General features: G+C 73.5%; 20 protein-coding genes and 1 pseudogene. 15 read left to right on the forward strand and 6 right to left on the reverse strand.

What is annotated here, in order from left to right; translation table 11 throughout:
* Positions 1-5: 5 nt before the first annotated feature.
* A complete protein-coding gene (locus V6U77_RS11040) occupies positions 6-2,864 on the forward strand; it encodes a DEAD/DEAH box helicase (protein ID WP_334606162.1) in 2,859 nt (952 codons plus the stop codon).
* Positions 2,865-3,028: 164 nt separating this feature from the next.
* Positions 3,029-3,910, forward strand: coding sequence for an MHYT domain-containing protein (locus V6U77_RS11045; protein ID WP_334606163.1), 882 nt, complete (start codon positions 3,029-3,031; stop codon positions 3,908-3,910).
* Between the two features lie 51 nt (positions 3,911-3,961).
* Here V6U77_RS11045 and V6U77_RS11050 read toward each other — a convergent pair whose 3' ends face one another.
* Positions 3,962-4,882, reverse strand: coding sequence for a 5'-3' exonuclease (locus V6U77_RS11050; protein ID WP_334606164.1), 921 nt, complete (start codon positions 4,880-4,882; stop codon positions 3,962-3,964).
* Between the two features lie 50 nt (positions 4,883-4,932).
* The gene (locus V6U77_RS11055; RefSeq protein WP_334606165.1) at positions 4,933-5,160 is read right to left on the reverse strand and encodes a hypothetical protein; all 228 of its coding nucleotides are present in this window, start codon (positions 5,158-5,160) and stop codon (positions 4,933-4,935) included.
* A 112-nt stretch (positions 5,161-5,272) separates the two neighbouring features.
* On the opposite strand from V6U77_RS11055, the gene V6U77_RS11060 reads away from it, so the two are divergent.
* A complete protein-coding gene (locus V6U77_RS11060) occupies positions 5,273-6,364 on the forward strand; it encodes a DUF4037 domain-containing protein (RefSeq protein WP_334606166.1) in 1,092 nt (363 codons plus the stop codon).
* A 117-nt stretch (positions 6,365-6,481) separates the two neighbouring features.
* Here V6U77_RS11060 and V6U77_RS11065 read toward each other — a convergent pair whose 3' ends face one another.
* Positions 6,482-7,861 (reverse strand): glycosyl hydrolase family 18 protein, encoded by a 1,380-nt coding sequence (locus V6U77_RS11065; RefSeq protein ID WP_334606167.1) that lies wholly within the window; start codon positions 7,859-7,861, stop codon positions 6,482-6,484.
* A 232-nt stretch (positions 7,862-8,093) separates the two neighbouring features.
* On the opposite strand from V6U77_RS11065, the gene V6U77_RS11070 reads away from it, so the two are divergent.
* From V6U77_RS11070 to V6U77_RS11080, 3 genes are all read left to right on the forward strand, one after another.
* Positions 8,094-9,209 (forward strand): M24 family metallopeptidase, encoded by a 1,116-nt coding sequence (locus tag V6U77_RS11070; protein ID WP_334606168.1) that lies wholly within the window; start codon positions 8,094-8,096, stop codon positions 9,207-9,209.
* Positions 9,206-10,348, forward strand: coding sequence for an acyl-CoA dehydrogenase family protein (locus tag V6U77_RS11075; protein ID WP_334606169.1), 1,143 nt, complete (start codon positions 9,206-9,208; stop codon positions 10,346-10,348). Before V6U77_RS11070 ends, V6U77_RS11075 begins: the two co-directional genes overlap by 4 nt.
* An 83-nt stretch (positions 10,349-10,431) precedes the next feature.
* Positions 10,432-10,938 (forward strand): Lrp/AsnC family transcriptional regulator, encoded by a 507-nt coding sequence (locus V6U77_RS11080; protein ID WP_334606170.1) that lies wholly within the window; start codon positions 10,432-10,434, stop codon positions 10,936-10,938.
* Here the strand turns inward: V6U77_RS11080 and V6U77_RS11085 are convergent.
* Positions 10,868-11,479: a histidine phosphatase family protein gene (locus tag V6U77_RS11085; protein ID WP_334606171.1), complete on the reverse strand. Its 612-nt coding sequence runs from the start codon at positions 11,477-11,479 to the stop codon at positions 10,868-10,870. The genes V6U77_RS11080 and V6U77_RS11085 overlap by 71 nt on opposite strands.
* A gap of 265 nt (positions 11,480-11,744) precedes the next feature.
* On the reverse strand, positions 11,745-13,151 hold the full coding sequence (locus tag V6U77_RS11090; RefSeq protein WP_334606173.1) for a KamA family radical SAM protein: 1,407 nt from the start codon (positions 13,149-13,151) through the stop codon (positions 11,745-11,747).
* 152 nt (positions 13,152-13,303) lie between these two features.
* Between V6U77_RS11090 and V6U77_RS11095 the strand changes: the two genes are divergently transcribed.
* The 9 genes and pseudogenes from V6U77_RS11095 to V6U77_RS11135 all read left to right on the forward strand — a co-directional run bounded on the left by V6U77_RS11095 (position 13,304) and on the right by V6U77_RS11135 (position 23,607).
* Entirely contained in the window at positions 13,304-14,353 is a 1,050-nt protein-coding gene (locus tag V6U77_RS11095) for a zinc-binding alcohol dehydrogenase (protein WP_334606219.1), read from the forward strand.
* Positions 14,354-14,358: 5 nt separating this feature from the next.
* Positions 14,359-15,927: an amidohydrolase gene (locus V6U77_RS11100; RefSeq protein ID WP_334606174.1), complete on the forward strand. Its 1,569-nt coding sequence runs from the start codon at positions 14,359-14,361 to the stop codon at positions 15,925-15,927.
* A gap of 58 nt (positions 15,928-15,985) precedes the next feature.
* Positions 15,986-17,572: a lysine 5,6-aminomutase subunit alpha gene (locus V6U77_RS11105; protein ID WP_334606175.1), complete on the forward strand. Its 1,587-nt coding sequence runs from the start codon at positions 15,986-15,988 to the stop codon at positions 17,570-17,572.
* Entirely contained in the window at positions 17,569-18,345 is a 777-nt protein-coding gene (locus V6U77_RS11110; protein ID WP_442934413.1) for an OAM dimerization domain-containing protein, read from the forward strand. Before V6U77_RS11105 ends, V6U77_RS11110 begins: the two co-directional genes overlap by 4 nt.
* Positions 18,342-18,734: a hotdog domain-containing protein gene (locus V6U77_RS11115; RefSeq protein ID WP_334606176.1), complete on the forward strand. Its 393-nt coding sequence runs from the start codon at positions 18,342-18,344 to the stop codon at positions 18,732-18,734. Before V6U77_RS11110 ends, V6U77_RS11115 begins: the two co-directional genes overlap by 4 nt.
* Positions 18,731-20,068: a glutamate mutase L gene (locus tag V6U77_RS11120; RefSeq protein WP_334606177.1), complete on the forward strand. Its 1,338-nt coding sequence runs from the start codon at positions 18,731-18,733 to the stop codon at positions 20,066-20,068. Before V6U77_RS11115 ends, V6U77_RS11120 begins: the two co-directional genes overlap by 4 nt.
* 449 nt (positions 20,069-20,517) lie before the next feature.
* Positions 20,518-22,196: pseudogene (gene lnt, locus V6U77_RS11125) on the forward strand (apolipoprotein N-acyltransferase); the annotation flags it as partial.
* The gene (locus V6U77_RS11130) at positions 22,192-22,998 is read left to right on the forward strand and encodes a polyprenol monophosphomannose synthase (RefSeq protein ID WP_334606178.1); all 807 of its coding nucleotides are present in this window, start codon (positions 22,192-22,194) and stop codon (positions 22,996-22,998) included. The pseudogene lnt and the gene V6U77_RS11130, both read left to right, overlap by 5 nt.
* Positions 22,999-23,082: 84 nt before the next feature.
* Positions 23,083-23,607, forward strand: a complete 525-nt coding sequence (locus tag V6U77_RS11135; protein ID WP_334606179.1) for an FxsA family protein — start codon at positions 23,083-23,085, stop codon at positions 23,605-23,607.
* A 22-nt stretch (positions 23,608-23,629) separates the two neighbouring features.
* On the opposite strand, the gene V6U77_RS11140 is transcribed toward V6U77_RS11135, so the two are convergent.
* Positions 23,630-23,971 (reverse strand): RNA polymerase-binding protein RbpA, encoded by a 342-nt coding sequence (locus V6U77_RS11140; RefSeq protein WP_091636146.1) that lies wholly within the window; start codon positions 23,969-23,971, stop codon positions 23,630-23,632.
* Between the last annotated feature and the right edge of the window lie 246 nt (positions 23,972-24,217).

Here is a 24,217-nt window from a genome sequence, read left to right on the forward strand (position 1 = left end):
GAGGCATGTCGAGCCCCGCCGAGCGGTACGCGGCGTCCCGCCGCCGGGCCGCGCAGGCCTCACAGTTTCCGGCACTCAACGAGTTCGCCCTCGATCTGGGGTTCGACCTCGACGACTTCCAACGCGAGGCCTGCCAGGCGTTGGAACGGGGCAGCGGCGTGCTGGTCTGCGCCCCGACCGGCGCCGGCAAGACGGTGGTCGGCGAGTTCGCCGTGCACCTGGCGCTGCGCGGCACGCCGACGCCCGCCACCGTCACCGCCACCGTCACCGCCACCGTCAGCGGCGACGCGCCCACCGGCGACGCTCCCGCGACGGGCGACGCGGAGCCCGCGCCCCGCAGGCGCAAGTGCTTCTACACCACCCCGATCAAGGCTCTGTCGAACCAGAAGTACCACGACCTGGTCGACCGCTACGGCGCCGAGCAGGTCGGGCTGCTCACCGGCGACAACGCCATCAACGGAGACGCACCGGTGGTGGTGATGACCACCGAGGTGCTGCGCAACATGCTCTACGCCGGCTCGGCCACCCTCGACGGCCTGGCGTACGTGGTGATGGACGAGGTGCACTACCTCGCCGACCGGTTCCGCGGCGGGGTGTGGGAAGAGGTGATCATCCACCTGCCCGCCTCGGTCACCCTGGTCTCCCTGTCGGCCACCGTGTCCAACGCCGAGGAGTTCGCCGACTGGCTGGTCACCGTGCGCGGCGAGACGACCGTGGTGGTCAGCGAGCACCGTCCGGTGCCGCTGTGGCAGCACATGCTGGTCGGCAAGCGGATGTTCGACCTGTTCCACGACGCCGACGCCGCCCGCAAGCACGACGTGCACCCCGAGCTGCTGCGCTACACCCGCGACACGATGCGCCGGCTGGAGCTGGGCGAGGGCCGCAGCGCCGGCCCCGGCGCCGGCCGACGCGGGCCGCGCTGGCGTGGCCCGATGCGCCCCGACATCGTCGACCGGCTCGACCGGGAGGGGCTGCTGCCGGCCATCCTCTTCATCTTCAGCCGCGCCGGCTGCGCCGCCGCCGTGCAGCAGTGCCTGGCCGCGGGCCTGCGGCTGACCTCGGCCGAGGAGCGGGCGGAGATCCGCCGGGTCGTCGAGTCGCGGGTCACCGCCATCCCCGGTGAGGACCTGACCGTCCTCGGCTACTGGGAGTGGCTCGACGGGCTGGAGCGCGGCCTCGCCGCCCACCACGCCGGCATGCTGCCGGTGTTCAAGGAGGTCGTCGAGGAGCTCTTCGTCCGGGGCCTGGTCAAGGCGGTCTTCGCCACCGAGACGCTCGCCCTGGGCATCAACATGCCGGCCCGTTGCGTCGTGCTGGAGCGCCTGGTCAAGTACAACGGCGAGGCGCACGTCGACCTGACGCCGGGGGAATACACCCAGCTCACCGGCCGCGCCGGCCGGCGCGGCATCGACGTCGAGGGCCACGCCGTCGTCGTCTGGTCCCCGGAGACCGACCCCCGGCACGTGGCCGGTCTCGCCTCCACCCGCACCTACCCGCTGCGCTCCAGCTTCCGGCCGTCGTACAACATGGCGGTCAACCTGGTCGGCACCGTCGGTGCGGAGCCGGCCCGCGCGCTGCTGGAGTCCTCGTTCGCCCAGTTCCAGGCGGACCGTTCGGTGGTCGGCCTCGCGCGCCAGGTGCAGCGCAACACCGAGACCATCGAGGCGTACGGCGCGGAGGCGGCCTGCCACCACGGCGACTTCGAGGAGTACTTCGCGCTGCGAGTGGCGATCGCCGACCGGGAGCGGGCCATCGCCCGGCAGGGGCAGAGCCAGCGCAAGGCCGCCGCGGTGGCCTCGCTGGAGCGGCTGCGGATCGGCGACGTGATCCGGGTGCCGTCGGGCCGGCGAGCCGGCCTGGCCGTCGTGCTCGACCCGGCCACCGGCGGCTTCGCCGAGCCCCGACCGCTGGTGCTCACCCAGGATCGCTGGGCGGGCCGGGTCAGCCCCGGCGACTTCACTGCCCCGGCCGAGGTGCTGGCGCGCATCCGGGTGCCGAAGCACTTCAACCACCGCTCCCCGGCGGCCCGGCGCGACCTGGCCGCCGAGGTCAGCGGCACGGGGCTGGACCGGCACGGCGGCCGTCGCGGCGGGCGGTCCCGGCAGGCGGCGGGCGACGATCACCAGCTCAGCCAGCTCCGCACCGAGCTGCGGCGGCACCCCTGCCACGCCTGCCCCGACCGGGAGGAGCACGCCCGCTGGGCGGAGCGGCGCCGCCGCCTGGAGAAGGACACCGAGGAGCTGCGGCAGCGGGTGGCCGGCCGGACCGGCTCGCTGGCCCGCACGTTCGACCGGATCGTGGCGCTGCTGACGGGCCGGGGCTACCTGACGCCCGACGGCACGGTGACCGACGCCGGCCGGATGCTCGGCCGGATCTGGACCGAGGCGGACCTGCTGGTCGCCGAGTGCCTGCGACGCGGGGTCTGGGACGGGCTCTCCCCGGCCGAGCTGGCCGCGGCGGTTTCCGTGGTGGTCTTCGAGGCCCGCCGCGACGTCGACGAGCGGGCGTCGCTGCCGCGCGGGCCCGTGGCGGACGCCGTCGACGAGACGCTCAAGCTGTGGAGCGAGATCGAGGCCGACGAGGCGGCCCGCGGCCTCACCGTCACCCGCGAGCCCGACCTCGGCTTCGCCTGGCCGGTCTACCGCTGGGCGCGGGGGGAGGCGCTGGCGAAGGTCCTCGGCAGCGGCCACGAGATCGACGGCGAGATGCCGGCCGGCGACTTCGTCCGGTGGGCCCGGCAGGTCGTCGACCTGCTCGGCCAGCTCGCCGACTCCGGCGGCGCGTCGACGGAGCTCAGGTCCACGGCCCGGCAGGCGATCGGCGCCGTGAACCGCGGCGTGCTGGCCTACCACACCCCGGCCTGACCGTCACTGAACGTAGTCATGCATCGAGATCGACGCATCGCACAGTCACTGCGACGGCACCCCCTGAATTGGCCGGGGGGTGCCGTTGTGCCTGCTGAGGGCATCCCTGATCATTGCTGCGGCGCGACGCTACGCGCCGGTAGTCGATCTGGGGGAAGCCCGCCATGGCGGAAATCAATCACTTTGAGTACGGGTGGATCACCCCCGCGCTCAGCTACGCGCTGTCGGTGCTGGGCTCGGCCCTCGGCCTGATCTGCGCCAGCCGCATCCGTACGGCGGGTAGCGCGGGCCAGCGTGCCTGGTGGGGGACCCTGGCGGCCTGGGCCATCGGCGGCACCGCCATCTGGACCATGCACTTCATGGCGATGCTCGGCTTCGCCGTCGAGGGCACCCGGATCCGCTACGACGTGCCGATCACCGTGGCCAGCGCGCTGATCGCCGTGATCGCGGTCGGCATCGGCCTCGCCATCGTCGGAACCGGCCGGTTCTCCGCCGTGCGACTGCTCGCCGGGGGCCTGTTCACCGGTGCCGGCGTCGCCGCGATGCACTACACCGGCATGGCCGCCATGCGGCTCAACGGCCGCATCGAGTACGACATGACCCGCGTGGTGCTGTCGATCGTGATCGCGGTGGTCGCGGCCACCGTGGCGCTCTGGCTCGCGGTGACCGTCCGGCGGGGGCTGGCGATCGTCGGCGCGGCCCTGCTGATGGGCGTCGCGGTCAACGGCATGCACTTCACCGGGATGAGCGCCATGTCGGTGCACGCGCACGCCCGGCAGGGCGAGGTGACCGGTGCCGGCGTCAGCACCCTGCTGGTGCCGATCATCCTCGCGGTGGTGTTCGGGGTGGTCGGGCTGGTCTACGCGCTGCTCGCCGCCCCCACCGACGAGGACCGGGCCGCTGCGGCGTACGTCGACACGCTGCGCAACCAGGAGCCGGCGGCGGTGCCTGCGGCGGAGCCGGACCCGGTGGGCCTGCGGGCCCGGTCCACGCTCGGCCGGCCGGGCACCCCGTTCCCGACCCGCCGGAACGCCCCGCCGCGCTGAGGCGTCCAGCGGGTCGGCGCCGTCCGTCGAACCCCGGCCCGGCGGACGGTGTCAGGACCGCTGGGCGAGGGCGTCGACCAGGCGACGTGCGGAGCCGGCCAGGTTCCACTCGCCGGCCAGTTCCAGCAGCCGGTCCGGATCGGCGGGGGCGCTCGGCAGCTCGGTGGCCAGCGCGGGCAGCGGCACGTCGAGGGCGACCCGGACCACCTTGGGCGCGACGGCGAGGTAGTCCCGCGCGGCGGCGAGCCTGGTGCGCAGCCCGGGGGCGAAGCCGGAGCCCGGCTCGTCCAGGGCGGCCAGGATGGCGGGGATGTCGCCGTAGCGCTCGACCAGCCGGGCGGCCGTCTTCTCGCCCACACCCGCCACGCCGGGCAGCCCGTCACTGGGGTCGCCCCGCAGGGCGGCGAAGTCGGCGTACCGGTCCGCCGGCACGCCGTAGCGGGCGCGCACGGCGGCGTCGTCGCAGTCGTCGAGCTTGGCCACGCCCCGCCCGACGTAGAGCAGGCGCACGGGGCGGGTGTCGTCGACGAGCTGGAACAGGTCCCGGTCACCGGAGACCACCTCGACCGGCGCCGGCTGGGTCACCGAGAGGGTGCCGAGCACGTCGTCGGCCTCGTAGCCGGTCGCGCCGACGTGGGTGATCCCGACGGCGTCGAGCACCTCCAGGATCAGCGGGACCTGCGGGCTGAGCGTGTCGGGCACCACCTCGCCGCCCTCGGGGGCCACCCGGTGCGCCTTGTAGGACGGCAGCAGGGCCACCCGCCAGTCGGGCCGCCAGTCGTGGTCCATCGCGCAGACCATCCGGTCGGGCCGGCGGGTGCGGATCAGGCTCGCCAGCATGTCGAGGAAGCCGCGCACCGCGTTGACGGGGCTGCCGTCGGCGGCCCGGGCGGCCGACTCGGGGATGCCGAAGTAGGCCCGGAAGTAGAGGCTGGGCGCGTCGATGAGCAGGATGGGGGGTCGCTGTGCCACGCCCGACAGCCTGGCACACCCCACCGACGATCGGCGGTACGGCGCGGCGCTCAGGGCCGCTCGTCGTCGGCGTGCAACGTCTCACGCCGCACCACGTACTGCACGCCGTAGCTGATGAACAGCAGCACGATCGCGACCGCCACCTCGATCCAGGCCGTCGCGCCGTCGGCGAGCGTCAGGCCGACCACCAGCAGCGCCAGGCCCGCCACCGCGAGGACGCCCGCCCAGAGCAGCCGCCGGCGTCGGGTCGCGGCGCGCTCCCGGTCCGTCGGTGCCACGGCGGTGTGTCCTCTCCGTCGGCGACCCGTCCGCGCCAGCCTATCGGCGGGTACGGCGGGCGGCGGCGAAACCGGGCTGCGGGCCCGCCGCCCGCGGCGCAGACTTGCCGGTGTGACGTTCGTTGCGGGCCTGACGTTGGGCCGCCGGTTCCATGACGAGGTGCTCGCCCCGATCCTGCGCCGCCGCCATCCCGGCCTGCGCTACGCGGCCGGCCTGCTCGACGGCGGCTCGGAGCTGCTCGGCCTGGACACCCCGCGCTCCACCGACCACGACTGGGGGCCGCGGGGGCAGCTCTTCGTCGCCGCGGCCGACGCGGCCCGGATCCCGGCCGTGGGCGCGACGCTGGACGCCGACCTCCCGACGGAGTTCCTCGGGTGGCCGACCCGGTTCAGCGGGGTGGGCAGGCTGGGGGTCGCCGACCGGGCGGGCAGCCGCCACGGCGTCACGATCCACGAGCTGGGCGGCTGGTGGCGCGACCGGTTGGGCTTCGATCCCGCCGCCGGCGTCGGCACGGCGGACTGGCTGGCCACGCCCACGCAGCGGCTGGCCGAGGTGACCGGCGGCGCGGTCTTCCACGACGGCCTCGACGGCGCGCTGACCGGGGCACGGGCGGCGCTGGCCTGGTATCCGGACGACGTGTGGCGGCACGTGCTCGCCGCCGCGTGGACGCGTGTCGCCCAGGCCGAGCACCTGCCCGGGCGATGCGCCGAGAGCGGCGACGACCTCGGCAGCCGGGTGGTCACCGCCGGGCTGGCCCGGGACCTGATGCGGCTCGGCCTGCTGCTGCACCGCCGCTGGCCCCCGTACGACAAGTGGCTGGGCACGCTGTTCGCCCGGCTGCCCGACGCGGCGCCCGTCGTCGCGGCCCTGGCCGACGCGCTGGGCCCCGGCGACTGGCGGACCCGGGAGGCCGGTCTGGTCCGGGCGCTGGCGGCGGTCGCGGCCTGGACCGACGCCACCGGCCTGGTGGCCCCGGTGCGCGCCCGGCCCCGGCCGTTTCACGGGCGGCCGTTCCTGGTCCTGGGCGCCGATCGGGTCGCCGCCGCGCTGCGGGCCGCCACCGCCGACCCGGCGCTGCGCGGACGCGCGCCGATCGGGGCGGTCGACCAGTACGTCGACAGCGTGGACGTGCTGACCCACGCGCACCGGGTCCGCCGGATCGCCGCCGCGCTGCCGATGGACCCGGACGGAGTCGGCGGGTGAGCGTGCGCCTGCCGACGGCGGGGTCGCGGCGCCGGCGAGGGGCCACGGCCTGACGAGGGGCCACCGGCGGGCGCAGAGGCCCCGCCCCGCCGAGGCGGAGACGGGGCCCGTGCCGGATCAGGCGGGCAGTCGCCAGACCTGGTTGGCGCCGCCGAAGCAGTCCCAGATCTGCAGCCGGGTGCCGTCGGCGGAGCTGTTGTCGGTGGCGTCCAGACACCTGTTGGACGCCGGGTTGCGCAGCGTGCCGTTGGACTGGGCCTGCCAGACCTGTGCCCCGGTGCCGTTGCAGTCCCACAGCTGCACCTTGGCGCCGTTGGCGGTGGAGGCGCTGGTCACGTCGGCGCACTTGCCGAGGGCGCGCAGCGTGCCGTCGGTGCCCACCGTCCAACTCTGGGCGTTGGTGCCGTTGCAGGTGTAGAGCTGCACGGCGGTGCCGTTGGCCGTGGAGGCGGCCGCCACGTCCACGCACTTGCCGCCGATCCCGGTGATCGGGCCGGTGCGCCCGACGGGCGGCGGGGTGCTGCCGCCGGTGGCGGTGTCGTAGATGGCGCTCACCAGGGAGGTGGCCCCGGTGGTGTCCTGGCTGAGTTCCCAGTTCATGATGCCGCCGGCGTTGGCCATGGCCCACTGGGTCTTGCGCCTGACGGTGGGGATGCCGTTGTAGCACTGCTGGGTCCCGCCGACGGTGGTGCAGTCGCGGTTGGCGTTGGCCGGGTCCATGGCGACCAGCGAGGCGTAGGTGTGGTAGCCGGGCCGGCTGTAGAACGGCACGCCGAGCACCGCCTTGCGGGCGGGCAGACCCCGGGACTTCCAGAAGTTGACGGCGTTGACCGACCAGTCGTAGTTGGCGTGCGGGCTGCCGCCGTCGTACGCCATGATGTTGAGCCAGTCGACGTGGCCGAACACGGCCGGCTGCACGCCCTCGGCGTACCAGCCCTCGGAGACCACGGCGGCGGTGAGCAGCTTGCCCCGGCTGTGCAGGGCGCCGGCCAGCTGCTGCATCAGCGCGGTGTAGTTGGTGGCCGAGGCGCCCGGGTCCGGGTACTCCCAGTCCATGTCGACGCCGTCGAGGTTGTACTGGTTGACGAAGTTGACGACGTTGTTGACGAACGTGGTGCGGCTGCCGGGGTTGGCGGCGAGCGCCTCGAAGGCGGAGTCGTCGCCGTTGTTCCAACCGCCGATCGCGATCGAGACCTTGACGTTGCTGGCGTGACCGCGCGAGACCAGCTGGGAGAGCTTGGCCGGGTTCTCCACCGGGCGGAGGCTGCCGTCGCCGTTGGGCAGCACGAACGCGTAGTTGACGTGGGTGAGCTTGCCGTACTGCACGGCGTTGACGTCGCCGCTCCAGGACGGCAGGTAGCCGACGCTGCGGAAGCCGTTGGGCAGCACGGCGGCCTGCGCGGGGGCGGGGACCAGGGCGAGGGTGGCGGCGGCGGTGGCCAGGGTGAGCAGGCCGGCGGCGAGGGCCGACCGGAGGCGGGGCAGCGATGAGGGCATCGGGGCCTTCCCGTGGGCGGGTAGCGGCGGCCGTGCCGCCCGCGCCGGGCGGCACGGGACGATCGGGCGCCGGGTGCGGGCGTACGGGCGGGACGGGGGTGGACATCCTCGAGGCAGCCAAATCCTAAGGAGTGTTAACTGTCGCGTCAACGACGATGTTCGATGCATTGGGGAACGCTTCCCGGTGCCGGGCGGGCTGGGGCGATGCCCGAACGACCGTTAAGCTGACCGCGTGGGATCCGACGAGCTGTATCCGCCCCGGCGACTTGCCGACGCGCGGCGTGCCACCGCCGCCGCGGGCCTGGACGCGCTGCTGCTCACCCCCGGCGCCGACCTGCGCTACCTGACCGGCTACGACGCCCACGAAGGGGAGCGGCTCACCTGCCTCGTGCTGCCCGCGCAGGGCGAGGCCACCCTGATCGTGCCCGCCCTGGAGCGCCCGGCCGCCGAGGCGTCCCCGGCGCCGGCCACCGGCGTACGCATCGTGGAGCACGCCGACGGCACCGACCCGTACCCGCTGCTCGTCGCCGCGCTCGGCGGACCGGTGGCGGCGGTCGGGCTGGCCGACCGGATGTGGGCCGAGCAGGTCCTGGTCCTGCGCGCGGCGCTGCCCGGCACCGCCCAGCGGCTGGCCTCGGAGGTGCTGCGCGAGCTGCGCCTGCGTAAGTCCCCGGCCGAGGTCGCGGCGCTGGCCGAGGCGGGTGCGGCCATCGACGCCGTGCACCGGCGGATGGGGGAGTGGCTGCGCCCGGGCCGCACCGAGGCGGAGGTGGGCGCCGACATCGCCGCGGCGATCCGCGCCGCCGGGCACGTCAGCGTGGACTTCGTGATCGTCGCCGCCGGCCCGAACGGCGCCAGCCCGCACCACGGCACCTCCGACCGGCCCATCGGCGCGGGCGAGCCGGTCGTCGTGGACATCGGCGGGACGATGCCCTCGGGCTACCGCTCCGACTGCACCCGCACCTACGTCGCGGGCGCCCCGGCGCCGGCCGAGTTCGTCGACTACTACGCGGTGCTGCACGCCGCCCAACGGGCCGCGGTGGCCGCCGTCCGGCCCGGAGTGACCGCCGAGGACGTCGACGCCGCGGCCCGCGAGCCGATCGCCGCCGCCGGCTTCGGCGCGCGGTTCCTGCACCGCACCGGCCACGGCATCGGCCTGGAGGGCCACGAGGAGCCCTACGTGGTGGCCGGCAACGACCGCCGCCTGGAGCCGGGGATGGCGTTCTCCGTCGAACCCGGCATCTACCTGGCGGGCCGCCACGGCGCCCGCATCGAGGACATCGTCGTCTGCACCACGGACGGCGTGCAACGGCTCAACACCACCCCCACGGAGCTCATCGCGCTATGACTGTCGACCGGATCCTGCCCACCGACGAGGCCCACGACCTGCTGGACCTCGCCACCGAACTCGCCGACCGGGAGCTCGCGCCGCGCGCCGTCGGGTTCGAGGAACGCGCGGAGTTCCCCCGGGAGGTGCTGCGCACCCTCGGGCGGGCCGGCCTGCTCGGCCTGCCGTACGCCGAGGAGCACGGCGGAGCCGCCCAGCCCTACGAGGTCTACCTGCAGGTGCTGGAGATCCTGGCCAGCCGCTGGCTCGCGGTCGCCGAGGCGGTCAGCGTGCACACCCTGTCCTGCTACCCGCTGGCGCAGTTCGGCACGGACGAGCAGCGCAAGCTGCTGCCCGACATGGTCGGCGGGGAACTGCTCGGGGCGTACTGCCTGTCGGAGCCGCAGGGCGGCTCGGACGCCGCCGCGCTGACCACGAGGGCCATGCGCGAGGGCGAGACCTATGTGGTCGACGGCACGAAGGCGTGGATCACCCACGCCCAGGTGGCGGACTTCTACAACATCTTCTGCCGCACCGGCGGGCCCGGCCCGAAGGGCATCTCCTGCCTGCTGGCCGACCGCGACACGCCGGGCATCGCGCCGCAGGCGGCCGAGCGGACGATGGGGCTGCGCGCCTCCCCGGTGGCGCAGATCGCCTTCGACTCGGCCCGGGTGCCGGCCGAGCGGCTGATCGGCGGGGAGGGGGCGGGCTTCACCATCGCCATGTCCGCCCTCGACTCGGGGCGCCTCGGCATCGCGGCCTGCGCGGTCGGGCTGGCCCAGGCGGCGCTCGACTACGCGGTCGGCTACGCCCGGGAGCGTCAGCAGTTCGGCAAGGCGATCATCGACTTCCAGGGACTGGGGTTCACGCTCGCCGACCTGGCCACCCAGATCTCCGCGGCCCGGGCGTTGATGCTGGCCGCGGCCCGACTGCGCGACGCCGGTCGGCCGTACTCGATCGAGGCGGCGAAGGCGAAGCTCTTCGCCACGGACGTGGCGATGCGGGTGACCACCGACGCGGTGCAGGTGCTCGGTGGCGCCGGCTACGTGGCCGACCACCCGGTGGAGCGGTACATGCGGGAGGCCAAGGTGCTGCAGATCGTCGAGGGCACCAACCAGATCCAGCGGCTGGTCATCTCCCGGGCCCTGGCGAAGGGCTGACGGGTGTCGTCCCGCCGGCGTGGCAGTTGCGCCGGCGGGACGCGTCGTCGCCGTGGAGCGGTTTTCCCGGTAGGTTGCACGCCGTGGAGGAGATCGACCGCGCCATCATCGCCGCGCTGACCGCTGACGGTCGGCTGTCGTACACCGATCTGGCGGAGAAGGTGGGCCTGTCGGTCTCCGCCGTGCACCAGCGGGTGCGTCGCCTGGAGCAGCGCGGCGTGATCAAGGGGTACGCCGCCCGGGTCTCCTTCGAGGCTCTCGACCTGCCGCTGACCGCCTTCGTGGCGATCCGTCCGTTCGACCCGTCGCAGCCCGACGACGCGCCGGAGCGGTTGGCCCACCTGCCCGAGATCGACTCGTGCTACTCGGTGGCGGGGGAGGACTTCTACCTCTTGCTGGTGCGGGTGGCCAGCCCGGCCGACCTGGAGCGGCTGCTGCAGGAGATCCGCACGGCGGCGAACGTGACCACCCGCACCACGGTGGTGCTGTCGACGCCCTACGAGAACCGGCCGCCGAAGATCAGTGCCGAGCCCCACGCTCGGGCGCGTTCGCGGGCGTCGGGGGAACCGGCTGGTTCCACCGCAGGATGACCCGTCGGCCGTGCTCGTGGCCGAGCACGCTGACGGTGGCGGTGTCCAGCCGCAGCAGGCCGCCGGCCGACGGTGGCAGGCCGACCCAGCGGGCGCCGAGCACGCGCAGGCTGTGGGCGTGCCCGACGAGGGCGACGGTGCCCCGGTCGAGCAGCGGGTGGACCCGGGCGAGCACCCGGTCGAGGCGTTCTCCGACCTGGTTCGGGGACTCCCCGCCGGGGCAGCCGTCGGTCCAGATGGACCAGTTGGGGTGGTCGTCGCTGATGGCGGCGGTGGTGCGCCCCTCGTACTCGCCGTAGTTCCACTCGGCGAGGTCGTCGAGCGTGTCGGTGACGGTGAGCCCGGCCAGCCGGGCGGTGTGCTGGGCCCGGGCGCGGGGACTGGCGAGGACGCCGGCGAAGCGCCGGCCGGCGAGGAACCCGCCGAGGGCGCGGGCCTGCCGCTCGCCGTCGGGGGTGAGCTGGAGGTCGGTGTACGACGTGTGCCGGCGGCTGGCGCTCCAGGTGGTCTCGCCATGCCGGATCAGCAGGATCTCTCCCATTCGTCCAGTCAACCAGACGATCGGCTTTCCCTCTTCACCTAGTGTCCTAGGATGCCCTAGCGGGTGTGTGGGCCGCCGCACCGGACGAACGCAACCGGCGCCGACACGAAAAAGCGCGGGGCAGGGGGAGCGGAAGGCGGTCGACGCCGCCCGATGGACCCAGCGCGGCACCCGCGCCGGAAAGCGTGCCGGCCCGGGCGGGGCCGGAAGACACGTCACCCCCGGGCCGGTGGTCGGCTCCGGGGGTGACGTGACGCTGGTGGGGTCAGTCGTTGCGGTGTTCGGCCCACCACTGCTGCCCGGCCTCGGGCAGGGTGTCGATCGGGTCGTAGTAGGCGTAGCGCTTGTTGAGCGCCTCGGCGTCGGCGGACTCGATGGAGGTGCGGTAGTTCTTCGTCCAGTACGAGATGCCGCGGTCGCGGTCGTACTCGGTGAGCATGTGCACCCAGCGCTTGCCGACGAACGGGACGTCGCAGACGATGCGGGGGGTGGCGTAGCCGGGCAGGTAGCCCATGATGTCGTGCTGGAGCTGCTGGGCGTGCCAGACCGGGACCCGCCAGTGTTCGGCGTTGGGGATCATGTCGCACATGTAGAAGTAGTACGGCAGGATGCCCGCCTCGCCCTGGAGGGCGAAGCAGAGGTCGAGCAGGTCGGGCGCGGTGGCGTTGACGCCGCGCATGAGCACGCCCTGGTTGCGTACGTCGCGTACGCCGACGTCGAGTGCGGTCTGGGCGGCCCTGGCGACCAGCGGGGTGAGCGACTGGGCGTGGTTGACGTGGGTGTGGATGGCGAGGTTGACGCCTCGCCGGGCGGCGGTGCGGGCGACCCGCTCGAGGCCCTCGACGACGTCGGGCTGCAGCCAGTGCTGGGGCAGGCCCATGAGGGCCTTGGTGGCGAGCCGGATGTCGCGGATCGTCTCGATCTCCAGCAGCCGCATCAGGTAGGACTCGAGGTTCTTCCACGGCACGTTGGCCACGTCGCCGCCGGAGACGACGACGTCACGTACGCCGGGGTGGGCCTTGAGGTAGCCGATGTGGGCGTCGTAGCGGTCGACGGGCTTGAGGGTGAGCTTGAGCTTGTCGACGGCGGGGGTGGAGTTGCCGACGAGGTCCATGCGGGTGCAGTGCCCGCAGTACTGCGGGCAGGTGGAGAGCAGTTCGGCGAGGACCTTGGTGGGGTAGCGGTGGGTGAGGCCCTCGGCGACCCACATGTCGTGTTCGTGCAGGGAGTCGCGGCTGGCGTACGGGTGGGAGGGCCAGTCGGTGCGCCGGTCGGACGCGACGGGGATCATGTAGCGCCGGACGGGGTCGGCGAGGAACGCCTCGGTGCTCATCGGCGCGAACGGGACCATGGTGTTGATCATCTGCGGCGGCACCAGCATGGACATGGTGGCCAGGGCCTTCTGGTCGGCCTCGAGGTCGGCGTAGAAGGACTCGTCGACCGCGTCGCCGAGGACGGTGCGCAGCTGCTTGATGTTCTTGACGCAGTTGACGCGCTGCCACTGCGCGTTCTCCCACTGGTCACGGGTGATGTGGCGCCAGCCGGGGAAGCGGGTCCAGTCGGGTTCGACGAGGGGCGCGCGGCGGTATTCGTAGGGCTGTCCGGCGGTGGGGACCGCGACCGGCGCCGGGCGGGGCGGGGACAGGGTCTCCACCGGTTGGGTCTGGGTCACGGCCCCTCCTCGATGTGTGCGGTTGATCAGCGACCCCGAAGGCTACTGGAAAATATCCGGCGAAGAAATTAGTCTGCCGTAAGTTTTCCCGCTACGCGAGTCCTGGTCAGGGCTTCGAGCGGCATGACAGGGGAGGTCGCGTGACGTCACCGGTGGGTCTGCACCGCGTCGTGGAACCGGCGGGGGTGCTGCCGCAGGCCGCGTGGCGGCTGGATGCGCGCCCGGAGATCGCGCCGAACGAGGTGCGCATCCGGGTGGAGCGGTTGAACCTCGACGCGGCGAGCTTCCGGCAGTTGTGGGAGAAGCACGGCGGGGACGGCGACGCGGTCCGCGCCGAGGTGCTCGAGATCGTGTCCGCCCGGGGGAAGATGCAGAACCCGGTGACCGGGTCGGGCGGGATGCTGATCGGCACGGTGGAGGAGGCGGGGCGGCGTTCCCCGCTGGGTTTGAAGGCGGGGGAGCGGGTGGCGACGCTGGTGTCGCTGACGCTGACGCCGCTGACGATCCTCGACGGGTTGGCCCGCTGGGACGGACGCAGCGAGCAGGTGCCGTGCGACGGGTACGCGATCCTGTTCGCCCGGTCGATCGCGGCGGTGCTGCCGGCGGATCTCGATGCGCAGTTGTCCCTGGCGGTGCTGGACGTGTGCGGGGCGCCGGCGCTGACGGCGCGGGTGGTGTCGCGGTACGTGGCGGAGCGGGAGCGGGCGGGGGACCCGACGCCGGTGCGGGTGGCGGTGATCGGTGGCGCGGGTAAGAGCGGGTCGCTGTCGCTGGCGGCGGCGCGGCGGGCGGGCGCCGCCCGTACGGTCGGGGTGGTGCCGGTGGTGGCGGAGCGGGACGCGCTGGCGGCGGTGGGTCTGGCGGACGCGGTGGCGTTGGCCGATGCCCGGGATCCGGTGGCGTTGTCGACGGCGGTGACGACGGCGTTGGGGGCGCCGGCGGACGTGACGGTGGTCTGTGTGGACGTGCCGGGCTGTGAGCACGGTGCGGTGTTGGCGACGGCGGATGGTGGCACGGTGGTGTTCTTCTCGATGGCGACGAGTTTCGCGGCGGCGGCGTTGGGGGCGGAGGGCCTGGCGGCGGACGTGACGATGCTGGTCGGGAACGGGTACGTGCCGGGGCACGCGGAGTTCGCGTTGGGTCTGCTGCGCTCGGAGTCGGGGGTGCGGGCATTGTTCGAGGCGCGTCTGGCGGCAGACTGATGGTCATGACGAACCCCTCGACTCTGTACCGCGGCGGGACGCTGCACTGCCCGGCCGATCCGAGCGCGACGGCTCTGCTGGTCACCGACGGCAGGATCTCCTGGTTGGGGGTGGACGCGGACGCGCCGGCCGCCGATCGGGTGGTGGATCTGGACGGAGCGTTGGTGACGCCGGCGTTCGTGGACGCGCACGTGCACGCCACGGACACGGGGTTGGCGTTGTCGGGGCTGGACCTGTCGGGGGTGCGGTCGGCGGCGGAGTTGTTGGACGCGGTGGCGGGGTTCGCGGCGGGGTTGCCGTCGGACGCGGTGGTGCTGGGGCACGGCTGGGACGAGTCGAGCTGGCCGGTGCCGGAGCTGCCGGACGCGGTGGTGCTGGACCGGGCGGCCGGGGGCCGGCGGGTGTATCTGTCGCAGGCGTCGATCCATTCGGCGCTGGTGTCGGCGGCGATGCTGGCGGCGTGTCCGCGGGTGGTGTCGGCGGCCGGGTACGACGCGTCGGGTTGGTTGCGGCGCGACGCGCACCACGTGGTGCGGGCGGCGGCGTTCGCGTCGGTGACGCGGGCGCAGCGGGTGGCGGCGCAGCGGGCGGCGTTGGCGCATGCGGCGTCGTTGGGTGTCGCGGCGGTGCACGAGTGTGGTGGTCCGGAGATCTCCGACGAGGAGGATTTCACGGGTCTGTTGGCGTTGTCGGGTGACGGTGTGGCGGAGGTGTACGGGTACTGGGGTGAGCTGCTGGGTGCGGCGCGGGCCCGGGAGTTGGGTGCGGTGGGGGCCGGCGGTGACCTGTTCGCCGACGGGGCGTTGGGGTCGCGTACGGCGCACGTGTCGCGGGACTACCTGGACGGTGAGGGGGGTTGCGGGCACGGTTACCTGAGTGCGGAGCAGGTGCGGGAGCATCTGTTGGACTGCGCGGCGCACGGTGTGCAGGGTGGCTTCCACGCGATCGGTGACGCGGCGATCGCGACGGTGCTGGAGGGGTTCGCGGGGGCGGCGGAGAAGCTGGGCACGGATCGGGTGCGGGCGGCGCGGCACCGCGTCGAGCATGCGGAGGTCATGAACAAGCGGTTGATCGCGGGGTTCGTGGAGTACGGGATCGTGGCGAGCATGCAGCCGGCGTTCGACCGGTTGTGGGGTGGTGCGGGTCGGATGTACGAGTCGCGGCTGGGCCTGGCGCGGTCGTTGGAGTCGAACCCGATGGGGGCGATGCACGGGGTCGGGGTGGCGTTGGCGTTCGGTTCGGATTCGCCGGTGACGCCGTTGGATCCGTGGGGTTCGGTGCGGGCGGCGGTGTGGCATCACAGTCCGGCGCAGCGGATGAGTGTGCGGGCGGCGTTCGCGGCGCACACGCGGGGCGGCTGGCGGGCGGTGCGTCTGGACAACGAGGGTGTGTTGGCGTTGGGGGCGCCGGCGACGTTCGCGGTGTGGTCGACGCCGGCGGGTGTGGACCGGGGGTTGCCGGTGCTGTTGGCGCAGGATCCGGAGGCGCGCGGTCCGCAGGATCCGACGCCGCTGCCGGTGTGTCGGCGCACGGTGTTGCGCGGTGACGTGATCTTCGAGGAAGGGTCTTCGTGAGCGAGCGATGCATCGGCACGGCGTGTGGCGCCGTCGCGGGGCAGGGTGGGGTGACGGTGTGACGGGCAAGCTTGATCTGGATCCGCGGCTGGTGGCGCGGGCTCGGGAGTTGGCGCGCCGGGCGGGGCAGCCGGTGGTGGATCTGGCGCGCAGCCACACGACGGTGTCGGTGGAGCGGGCGGTGCTGCGGCTGGCCGGGGTGGGTGGTGCCGATCCGGACGGTATTCCGTGGGTGAACCGGCTCGTGGACGCGGTGGTCGCGGACGTGGGGTTGGGGCACGGGGTGGCGTTGCCGGTGTTCGACGCGCTCGCCCGGGAGCAGATCGGTGACGTGACGTTGCTGGCGCAGAAGGCGGCGGCGGGGTCGGTGCGGTTCGAGGTGCCGACGAGGAAGGCGGCCACGGCGGCGCGGAAGGCGGCGCGCAGGGCGGTGGGTGCGGGTGTGCGGGCGATCGACCGGCGGCGTGCGGAGCGCGACCGGCTGGTGAAGCGGTTCGGGGATCCGAAGCAGCGGCCGTGGATCTATCTGATCGTGGCGACGGGCGACATCTACGAGGACATTCCGCAGGCGCAGGCGGCGGCGCGGGCGGGTGCGGACGTCATCGCGGTGATCCGCTCGACGGGGCAGTCGTTGCTGGACTACGTGCCGGAGGGGGCGACGCGGGAGGGCTTCGCGGGCACGTACGCGACGCAGGAGAACTTCCGGTTGATGCGGGCGGCGTTGGACGAGTCGTCGCGGGAGTTGGGCCGTTACGTGCGGTTGACGAACTACGCGTCGGGTCTGTGCATGCCGGAGATGGCGACGTTGGCCGGCCTGGAGCGGCTGGACATGATGTTGAACGATTCGATGTACGGGATTCTGTTCCGTGACATCAATCCGGTCCGTACGTTCGTGGACCAGCGGTTCTCGCGGCAGGTGCACGCGCGGGCGGGGATCATCATCAACACCGGTGAGGACAACTACCTGACCACGGCGGACGCGGTGGACGAGGCGCACACGGTGACGGTGTCGCAGTTGCTCAACGAGTTCTTCGCGCACGAGGCGGGGTTGGCGGACTGGCAGTTGGGGCTGGGGCACGCGTTCGAGATCAATCCGGATGTGCCGGAGTCGTTCCGGCTGGAGTTGGCGCACGCGTTGTTGGCGCGGGAGTTGTTCCCGGACGCGCCGCTGAAGTGGATGCCGCCGACGAAGCACATGACCGGTGACGTGTTCCGCGGGAACCTGCTGGACGGGTTCTTCAACCTGGTGGGGACGATGACGGGGCAGGGGATCCTGCTGGTGGGGATGATGACCGAGGCGGTGGTGACGCCGTGGTTGTCGGACCGGGACATCGCCCTGCAGAACGTGCGCTACGTGCTGGGTGCGGCCGGTGGGTTGCACGAGGACTTCGTGCCGGCACCGGGCGGGTTCATCCAGCAGCGGGCCAACCGGGTGCTGGGTGAGGCGATCGACCTGCTGGAGCGCATCGGTGAGCAGTCGTTGCTGTCGGCGATCGCCGAGGGCACGTTCGGGATCATGAAGCGGCCGGCGGATCGGGGCAAGGGGCTGGCGGGGGTGGCCGCGCACGAGGCGGACTACTTCAATCCGGCCACGGAGATCCTGGAGGCGCCGGCGGTGGCGGGTGGAGAGGTGGCACGGGCGTGAGCGCCGTCGAGGCCGGCGGGGACGCCGGGAAGAAGATCGTCCGGCCGTACGGGGACACCACGGGTGACGGCATGGTGCAAGTGTCGTTTACGTTGCCGGTGTCGCACGACAAGCGGGCCGAGGGCGCGGCGGTGCAGCTGGCGAACAAGATGGGCATCGATCCAGCGATGCTGGTGCACGCGAAGCCGATGAGCGACGGGTTCACGTTCTTCGTGGTGTACGGGCGGGTGAACCATCTGGTGGACCTGTCGGCGGTGCAGGTGGTGGAGCGTGACTTCCCGCTGCTGAGCGCCAAGGAGGTCAACGCGGTGGTGAAGCGGCGGTTGCGGCGCAAGTTGTCGGTGGTGGGGGCGTGCATCGGCACGGACGCGCACACGGTCGGCATCGACGCGATCCTCAACGTCAAGGGCATCGCCGGTGAGAAGGGCCTGGAGTACTACCGGGAGTTGAAGGTCACGAACCTGGGGGCGCAGGTGAGTGTGCCGGAGTTGGTGGAGGCGGCGCGGGTGGAGCGCGCGGACGCGGTGCTGGTGTCGCAGGTGGTGACGCAGCGCGACGCGCATCTGCACAACACGCGGGAGATGTCTGCGGCGTTCCGGGAGGCGATGCCGGCGGGGCGTCGGCCGTTGCTGATCGTGGGTGGGCCGCGTTTCGACGAGTCGATGGCCGGCGAGTTGGGCGTGGATCGGATCTTCGGCCGGGGGACGACCCCGGGTGAGGTGGCGAGTTTCCTGGTGCACGCGTTGATCACGGAGAAGAAGGCGAAGGCATGAGTGATTCGCGGGTCGGTCTGAGGGTCGTGCACCGGCGGTACGTGCCGTATTCGCACGCGCACTACGCGGGCAACCTGGTCGACGGGGCGTACGCGTTGGGGTTGTTCGGGGACGTGGCCACGGAGGTGTGTATCCGTACCGACGGCGACGAGGGGTTGTTCGCGTCGTACTCGGATGTGCAGTTCCGGGCGGCGATGCGGGCGGGTGACGTGTTGGAGGTGACGGCGACGGTGACCCGGGTGGGTACGCGTAGCCGCACGATCGACTTCGTGGCGGCGGTGGTGTGCCGGGGGCGTCCGGATCGGGGTGAGTCGGCCGCGGAGGTGCTCGCCGAGCCGATCGTGGCGGTCACGGCGACCGGCACGGTGGTCGTTCCGCCGGTGGCGTGAGGTACGCGGTCTGCGCCGACGTGGGGTCCACGTACACGAAGGTGGCGGTGGTGGATCTCGACGGTGGCGCGTTGGCGGCGGCGGCCTCGGCGCCGACGACGGTGGGCACGGACGTGCTGCACGGCCTGGATGCGGCGGTGGCGGCGGCCACGGCCGGCCTGGTGGCGGGTGGGGCGCCGTGGTACGTGTGTTCGTCGGCCGGTGGTGGGTTGCGTCTGGCGGTGATCGGCTACGAGCCTCTGGTGACCGCGCAGGCGGGGCGGCGGGTGGGTTTGTCGGCGGGCGCGAACGTGGTGCACGTGGCGGCGGGTCGTCTCGGTGCGGCGGACCTGGCGGCGTTGCGGGCGGCCCGCCCGGACGTGGTGCTGTTGGTGGGCGGCACCGACGGTGGTGACGCCGAGACGTTGACGCACAACGCGACGCGGCTGGCGAGGGCGCGCTGGCGGGTGCCGGTGGTGCTGGCCGGCAACGTGGTGGTCCGCGACGAGCTGCACGCCGTGCTGGTGGGGGCGGGGGTGCCGGTGACGGTGGCGGACAACGTGCTGCCGCGCATCGGGGTGCTGGCGCCGGCGTCAGCGCGGGCGGCGATCCGGGAGGTGTTCCTGCGGCACGTGATCGGGGGGAAGCGGCTGTCGCGGGGGTCGCGGTTCGCGCGGCTGGTGCGGGCGGCCACCCCCGACGCGGTGCTGACGGGGGTGGAGGTGCTGGCCGACACCCTGGGTGGTGATCTGGTGGTGGTGGACGTGGGTGGTGCCACGACCGACGTGTATTCGGTGCTCACGCCGGACGAGCGGGCCACCGGGCCGGGGCGGGAGGTGGCGGGGTCGCTGTGGCGGGCCCGTACGGTCGAGGGGGACCTGGGGATGCGGTGGAGCGCGCCGGGGGTGGTGCGGGCGGCCGACGAGGAGCGGTTGCTGTCCGACGCGGAGCGCGACGCTCTGGCGGCGGGGGCGGCGGCGCGCGCCGGCGATCCGGGGTTCCTGCCGTCGGGGGACGCGGACCGGGCGGTGGATGCCCGGATCGCAACCTTGGCGGCGACGGTGGCGCTGCGCCGGCACGCGCGGGGGGTGGCCACGGGTGAGCGGGCCGGCCGGGATCTGCGGGACGTGCGGCTGATGGTGGGGTCCGGTGGGGTGCTGCGGCACGCGGCGGACGCGGACGCGGCGGGGGTGCTGGGTGCGGTGCTGGCAGACCACGCCGGTGGGTGGGCGTTGCCGCGCGCGGCCCGGCCGGTGGTCGACGTCGACTACGTGCTGGCCGCCGGTGGGCTGCTGGCGGCGGAGCATCCGGAGGCGGCGGTGGCGTTGCTGCGTCGGCACCTGGCCACGCATTGAGACTCGCCGACGCGACACGCCGTGGTGCATCACACGACAGGCCCGGGTGGGTTGACAGCGGCGGGGGTCTACGCCGTACCGTCTTTGAGTCCTACTACGGGAAGCGGCTGTTGTTCGCTTCGTCCCTTCGTCCGCTGGCCGAGCGACATGTGAGCAGTGCGTCGCGGCGGCCAGGTCCAGCGGGCGGGGGTCGGCGGGGCGGCGCGAACCGGCCGCGGTTACCGGTGTACGGGCAGGGTGAGGTGCACGGCCAGTAGACAACGGCCAGGCGGGGACAGCCAGTCCGCGTCGGGTCGGTCCGAAGGTCGGCGCAGCTCATTCTCGCCCCACCGGCCGGGAAGGGCCTGGGAGCATCGGGGCGCGGCGCGAGCCGCGCCCCGATTTGTGTTCGGGTCCCCTTCTGCGCGCGGGTGGGGCAGGATTCGCCCGGACGGGCCGCGACGGGTCGTATCGCAGCGCCGGGCGGGGTGCCGGCGGTGCGGGCGGGTAGCCTTCGGCCCGTGATCGTGGGGACTGCGCCGGCGCCGGCCGGGGACGACAGCCGGCTGCCTGCCGGGCGGGCGTTGCCGTTGCCGGTGGCTGTGCCGATGGCGGTGGTGGCCGGCCTGGCGTTGCTGGCGGCGTTTCCGCCGTACGGGCTGTGGCCGCTGGCGCCGCTGGGGGTGGCGTTGCTGGCCGCGGCGACGCACCGCCGTCGGATGCGCGCGGGCGCGGGGTTGGGTTTCCTGACCGGTGTGGCGTTGTTCGCGCCGCTGCTGAGCTGGACGAATCTGCACACCGGCTACCTGCCGTGGGTGTTGCTGTCGTTGCTGCAGGCCGGCTACGTGGCGCTGCTGGGCGCGGCGGGCGCGTACGTGTCGCCGCTGGTGGACCGGGTGCGGTGGAGTTGGCCGGCGGTGACCGGGGTGTTGTGGGTGGGGCAGGAGGCGCTGCGCGACCGCACCCCGTTCGGCGGGTTCCCGTGGGGGCGCCTGGCGTTCAGCCAGGGCGACTCGCCGCTGCTGCGGTTGGCGGCGCTGGGTGGCGCGCCGCTGGTGACGTTCGCGGTGGCGTTGGTCGGTGGGCTGGTGGGTGTGGCGCTGTGGCGGGCGTGGGAGTCGCCGCGGCGGCTGGCGCCGATCGCGGCGCTGAGCGCCGCGGCGGTCGCGGTGCCCGTGGTGGGGCTGCTGGTGCCGGTGGCGGCCGTGGGCGGTGGTGACGCGGTGACGGTGGCGATCGTGCAGGGCAACGTGCCGCGGCTCGGCCTGGACTTCAACGCCCAGCGGCAGGCGGTGCTGAACAACCACGTCGACGCCACGATCGAGCTGGCGGGGCAGGTGGCGGCCGGTGTGCGGCCCCGACCCGACCTGGTGGTGTGGCCGGAGAACTCCAGCGACATCGACCCGCTGCGCGACACCGACGCGGGGGCGCGCATCTCGCAGGCCGCCGACGCGGTCGGCGCCCCGATCCTGGTCGGCGCCGTGCTGCGCGGTCCGGGCGACGGTCAGGTCCGCAACGCCGGGATCCTGTGGCGGCCGGGGGGCGGCCCTGACCTGGAGCAGCTGTACACGAAGCGGCATCCGGTGCCGTTCGCCGAGTACGTGCCGATGCGTGATCTGGCCCGGATGGTCAGCACGCAGGTCGACCGGGTGCGCGCCGATTTCGTGCCGGGTAGCGAGCCGGGGGTGCTGCGTACGGGGGTGGCGGTGCTGGGCGACGTGATCTGCTTCGAGGTCGCCTACGACGAGGTGGTGCGCGACACCGTGACGGGCGGGGCGCAGCTGCTGGTGGTGCAGACCAACAACGCCACGTTCGACGTGGCGGAGGCGCGCCAGCAGTTGGCCATGGTGCGGTTGCGGGCGGTGGAGCACGGGCGGGCGGCGTTGATGGCCTCCACGGTCGGGGTGTCCGGGTTCGTTGCCCCGGACGGGCGGGTAAGCGACGCCACCGGGTTCAACACCCGAGCGGTCGTGGTGCGGCAGCTGCGGCTGGACGACGGGCGCACGCTGGCCACCCGGGTCGGGCTGTGGCCGGAGGTGGCGCTGGCCGCCCTGGCCGTGGGGTCCCTGGTCGGCGCGGCCGTGCTGCGCCGCCGGCACCACGCCGGGTGACACCAGCCGGTACGCCGGCGGAGGGGGGCGACGGTGGGCGAGACGACCGGCACCCGAGCGGACACCGGTCATCCGGGGGTGGGTCGGGTGCTCGTGGTGATTCCGACCTACAACGAGGCCGACAACGTGGCGCGGATCGTGGCGCGGGTGCGTCGGGCGGCGCCGGCGGTGGAGGTCCTGGTCGCCGACGACAACAGCCCGGACGGCACGGGTGCGCTCGCCGACGCCCTGGCCGGCGCGGACCGGCGGGTGCACGTGCTGCACCGCGAGGGCAAGCAGGGTCTGGGCGCGGCCTATCTGGCGGGGTTCGCGTGGGCACGCCGGCGTGGCTTCGACGCGGTGGTGGAGATGGACGCCGACGGCTCGCACGCCCCGGAGGACCTGCCGGCGCTGCTGTCGGCGGCCCGCGACGCCGACGTGGTGATCGGCTCGCGGTGGACCAGCGGGGCGCGGTTGGTGAACTGGCCGCTGCGGCGGCTGCTGTTGTCGCGCTGCGGCAACCTGTACGCGCGGCTGGCGTTGGGCATGCCGTTGTCGGACGCCACCGGTGGCTACCGCGTGTACCGGCTGGCGGCCCTGGACGAGATCGACCTGGAGTCGGTCTGCTCGCAGGGCTACTCGTTCCAGGTGGAGCTGTCGCGGCTGGCGCACCGGTCGGGGGCGCGCATCGTGGAGGTGCCGATCACGTTCGCGGAGCGGGAGCGCGGCAGCAGCAAGATGAGCCCGCTGATCGTGGCGGAGGCGTTGTGGCGGATCACCGCGTGGGGTGTGCAGGATCGGCGGTTGGCGGTGCGGCGGGGCCTGCACGGTACCCCCACCGGTCAGGTGCGCTGGCCCTGAGTGGCGGCGTGTCATGCTGGACGGGGCGCCGGCGCCCGCGCGGGTGTGTCGTGCCGGGGCGCCGCGGATGGTGAGTGGGGTGAGATGCGCCGAGGACTGAGGTTTGTGCCGTTGGCCCTGCTGGGGGCGGTGCTGCTGGAACTGGTGGTGTTCGTCGTGGTGGGGCGGGCCGTCGGGTTCGGCTCGGCGCTGCTGGCGGTGTTCGCGCTGTCGCTGTTGGGGCTGGTGCTGCTGCGGCGGGAGGGGATGCGCGCCTGGCGTGGCTTCAAGGTCTCCGCGCAGGCCGGTCAGCCGCCGGGGCGGCAGGTCACCGACGGTCTCGTCGGGCTGCTGGGCGCGCTGCTGCTGGCGTTGCCGGGCCTGCTCAGCGGCCTGGTGGGGGTGTTGTTGCTGGTGCCGCCGGTGCGTCGGCTGGCCCGCAGCGGGGTGCAGCGGGCCGCGGAGCGGCGGGTGTCGTCGATGGTCGCGGGTGACCTTTTCGGGCCGCGGCGGGTGCGGGTGCGTCGGGGTGCCCCGCAGTCGGCGGACACGGCGCCGGTGGCTGAGCCGACGATCGTCGACGAGGGTCGGGCCATCGAGGGTGAGATCGTCGAACCGGGCCGCAACTGAGGCGCCGTGGCGTCCGTGCGGCTCAGGCGCGGCCGCGGCGGGTGCGGACCTCCTGCAGCCGTTCGGCGAGGATGTCCTCCAACTCGGCGATGGAGCGCCGCTCCAGCAGCATGTCCCAGTGGGTGCGCGGCGGCTTGGCCTTCTTCTGCTCCGGCTCGTTGCCGTCGACCAGTCGGGCCACGCTGCCGTCGAACTTGCATTCCCAGGTCATGGGGACCTCGGCGTCCACGGCGAACGGAACCTCGAACTGGTGGCCCTTGGCGCAGAGGTACTCGCGGGTCTGACGCGGCGCGAGCTCCGTGTTGCGGTCGGATTCGTAGCTGACCGCGCCCAGACGGCTTCCGCGCAGCATACGCTCGCCCATGATCGACTTCCCCTCGTTCGTGGTGCTGGTGTACTCGGTGTAACGGTCCGTTCCCGCCGGGCCATTCCCCGCCCGGATGCCGGGCGGGCCTGCACAAGGGTAGCCGGCCATGCCAGCCGGCCATGTCAGCCGCCTGGCGGGGGCGCCCCGGGCCGGGCCGCCGCTGGCGCGGCGTCTGCGCTGCCACCGGCGATGGTAGCCGCCGCGCCCGCAACCGTCACAGCGATGGCCGGTGACGCGCCGGTG

Source organism: Micromonospora sp. CPCC 205546 (assembly GCF_036902715.1).
Classification (GTDB): Bacteria; Actinomycetota; Actinomycetes; order Mycobacteriales; family Micromonosporaceae; genus Micromonospora.

Excerpts from the sequence above, each read along its gene's own strand:
- V6U77_RS11040 (WP_334606162.1), top strand. The coding sequence starts at position 6 with ATGTCGAGCCCCGCCGAGCGGTACGCGGCGTCCCGCCGCCGGGCCGCG.
- V6U77_RS11045 (WP_334606163.1), top strand. The coding sequence starts at position 3,029 with ATGGCGGAAATCAATCACTTTGAGTACGGGTGGATCACCCCCGCGCTC.
- V6U77_RS11065 (WP_334606167.1), bottom strand. The coding sequence starts at position 7,861 with ATGCCCTCATCGCTGCCCCGCCTCCGGTCGGCCCTCGCCGCCGGCCTG.
- V6U77_RS11075 (WP_334606169.1), top strand. The coding sequence starts at position 9,206 with ATGACTGTCGACCGGATCCTGCCCACCGACGAGGCCCACGACCTGCTG.
- V6U77_RS11085 (WP_334606171.1), bottom strand. The coding sequence starts at position 11,479 with ATGGGAGAGATCCTGCTGATCCGGCATGGCGAGACCACCTGGAGCGCC.
- V6U77_RS11100 (WP_334606174.1), top strand. The coding sequence starts at position 14,359 with ATGACGAACCCCTCGACTCTGTACCGCGGCGGGACGCTGCACTGCCCG.
- V6U77_RS11115 (WP_334606176.1), top strand. The coding sequence starts at position 18,342 with ATGAGTGATTCGCGGGTCGGTCTGAGGGTCGTGCACCGGCGGTACGTG.
- V6U77_RS11135 (WP_334606179.1), top strand. The coding sequence starts at position 23,083 with ATGCGCCGAGGACTGAGGTTTGTGCCGTTGGCCCTGCTGGGGGCGGTG.
- V6U77_RS11140 (WP_091636146.1), bottom strand. The coding sequence starts at position 23,971 with ATGGGCGAGCGTATGCTGCGCGGAAGCCGTCTGGGCGCGGTCAGCTAC.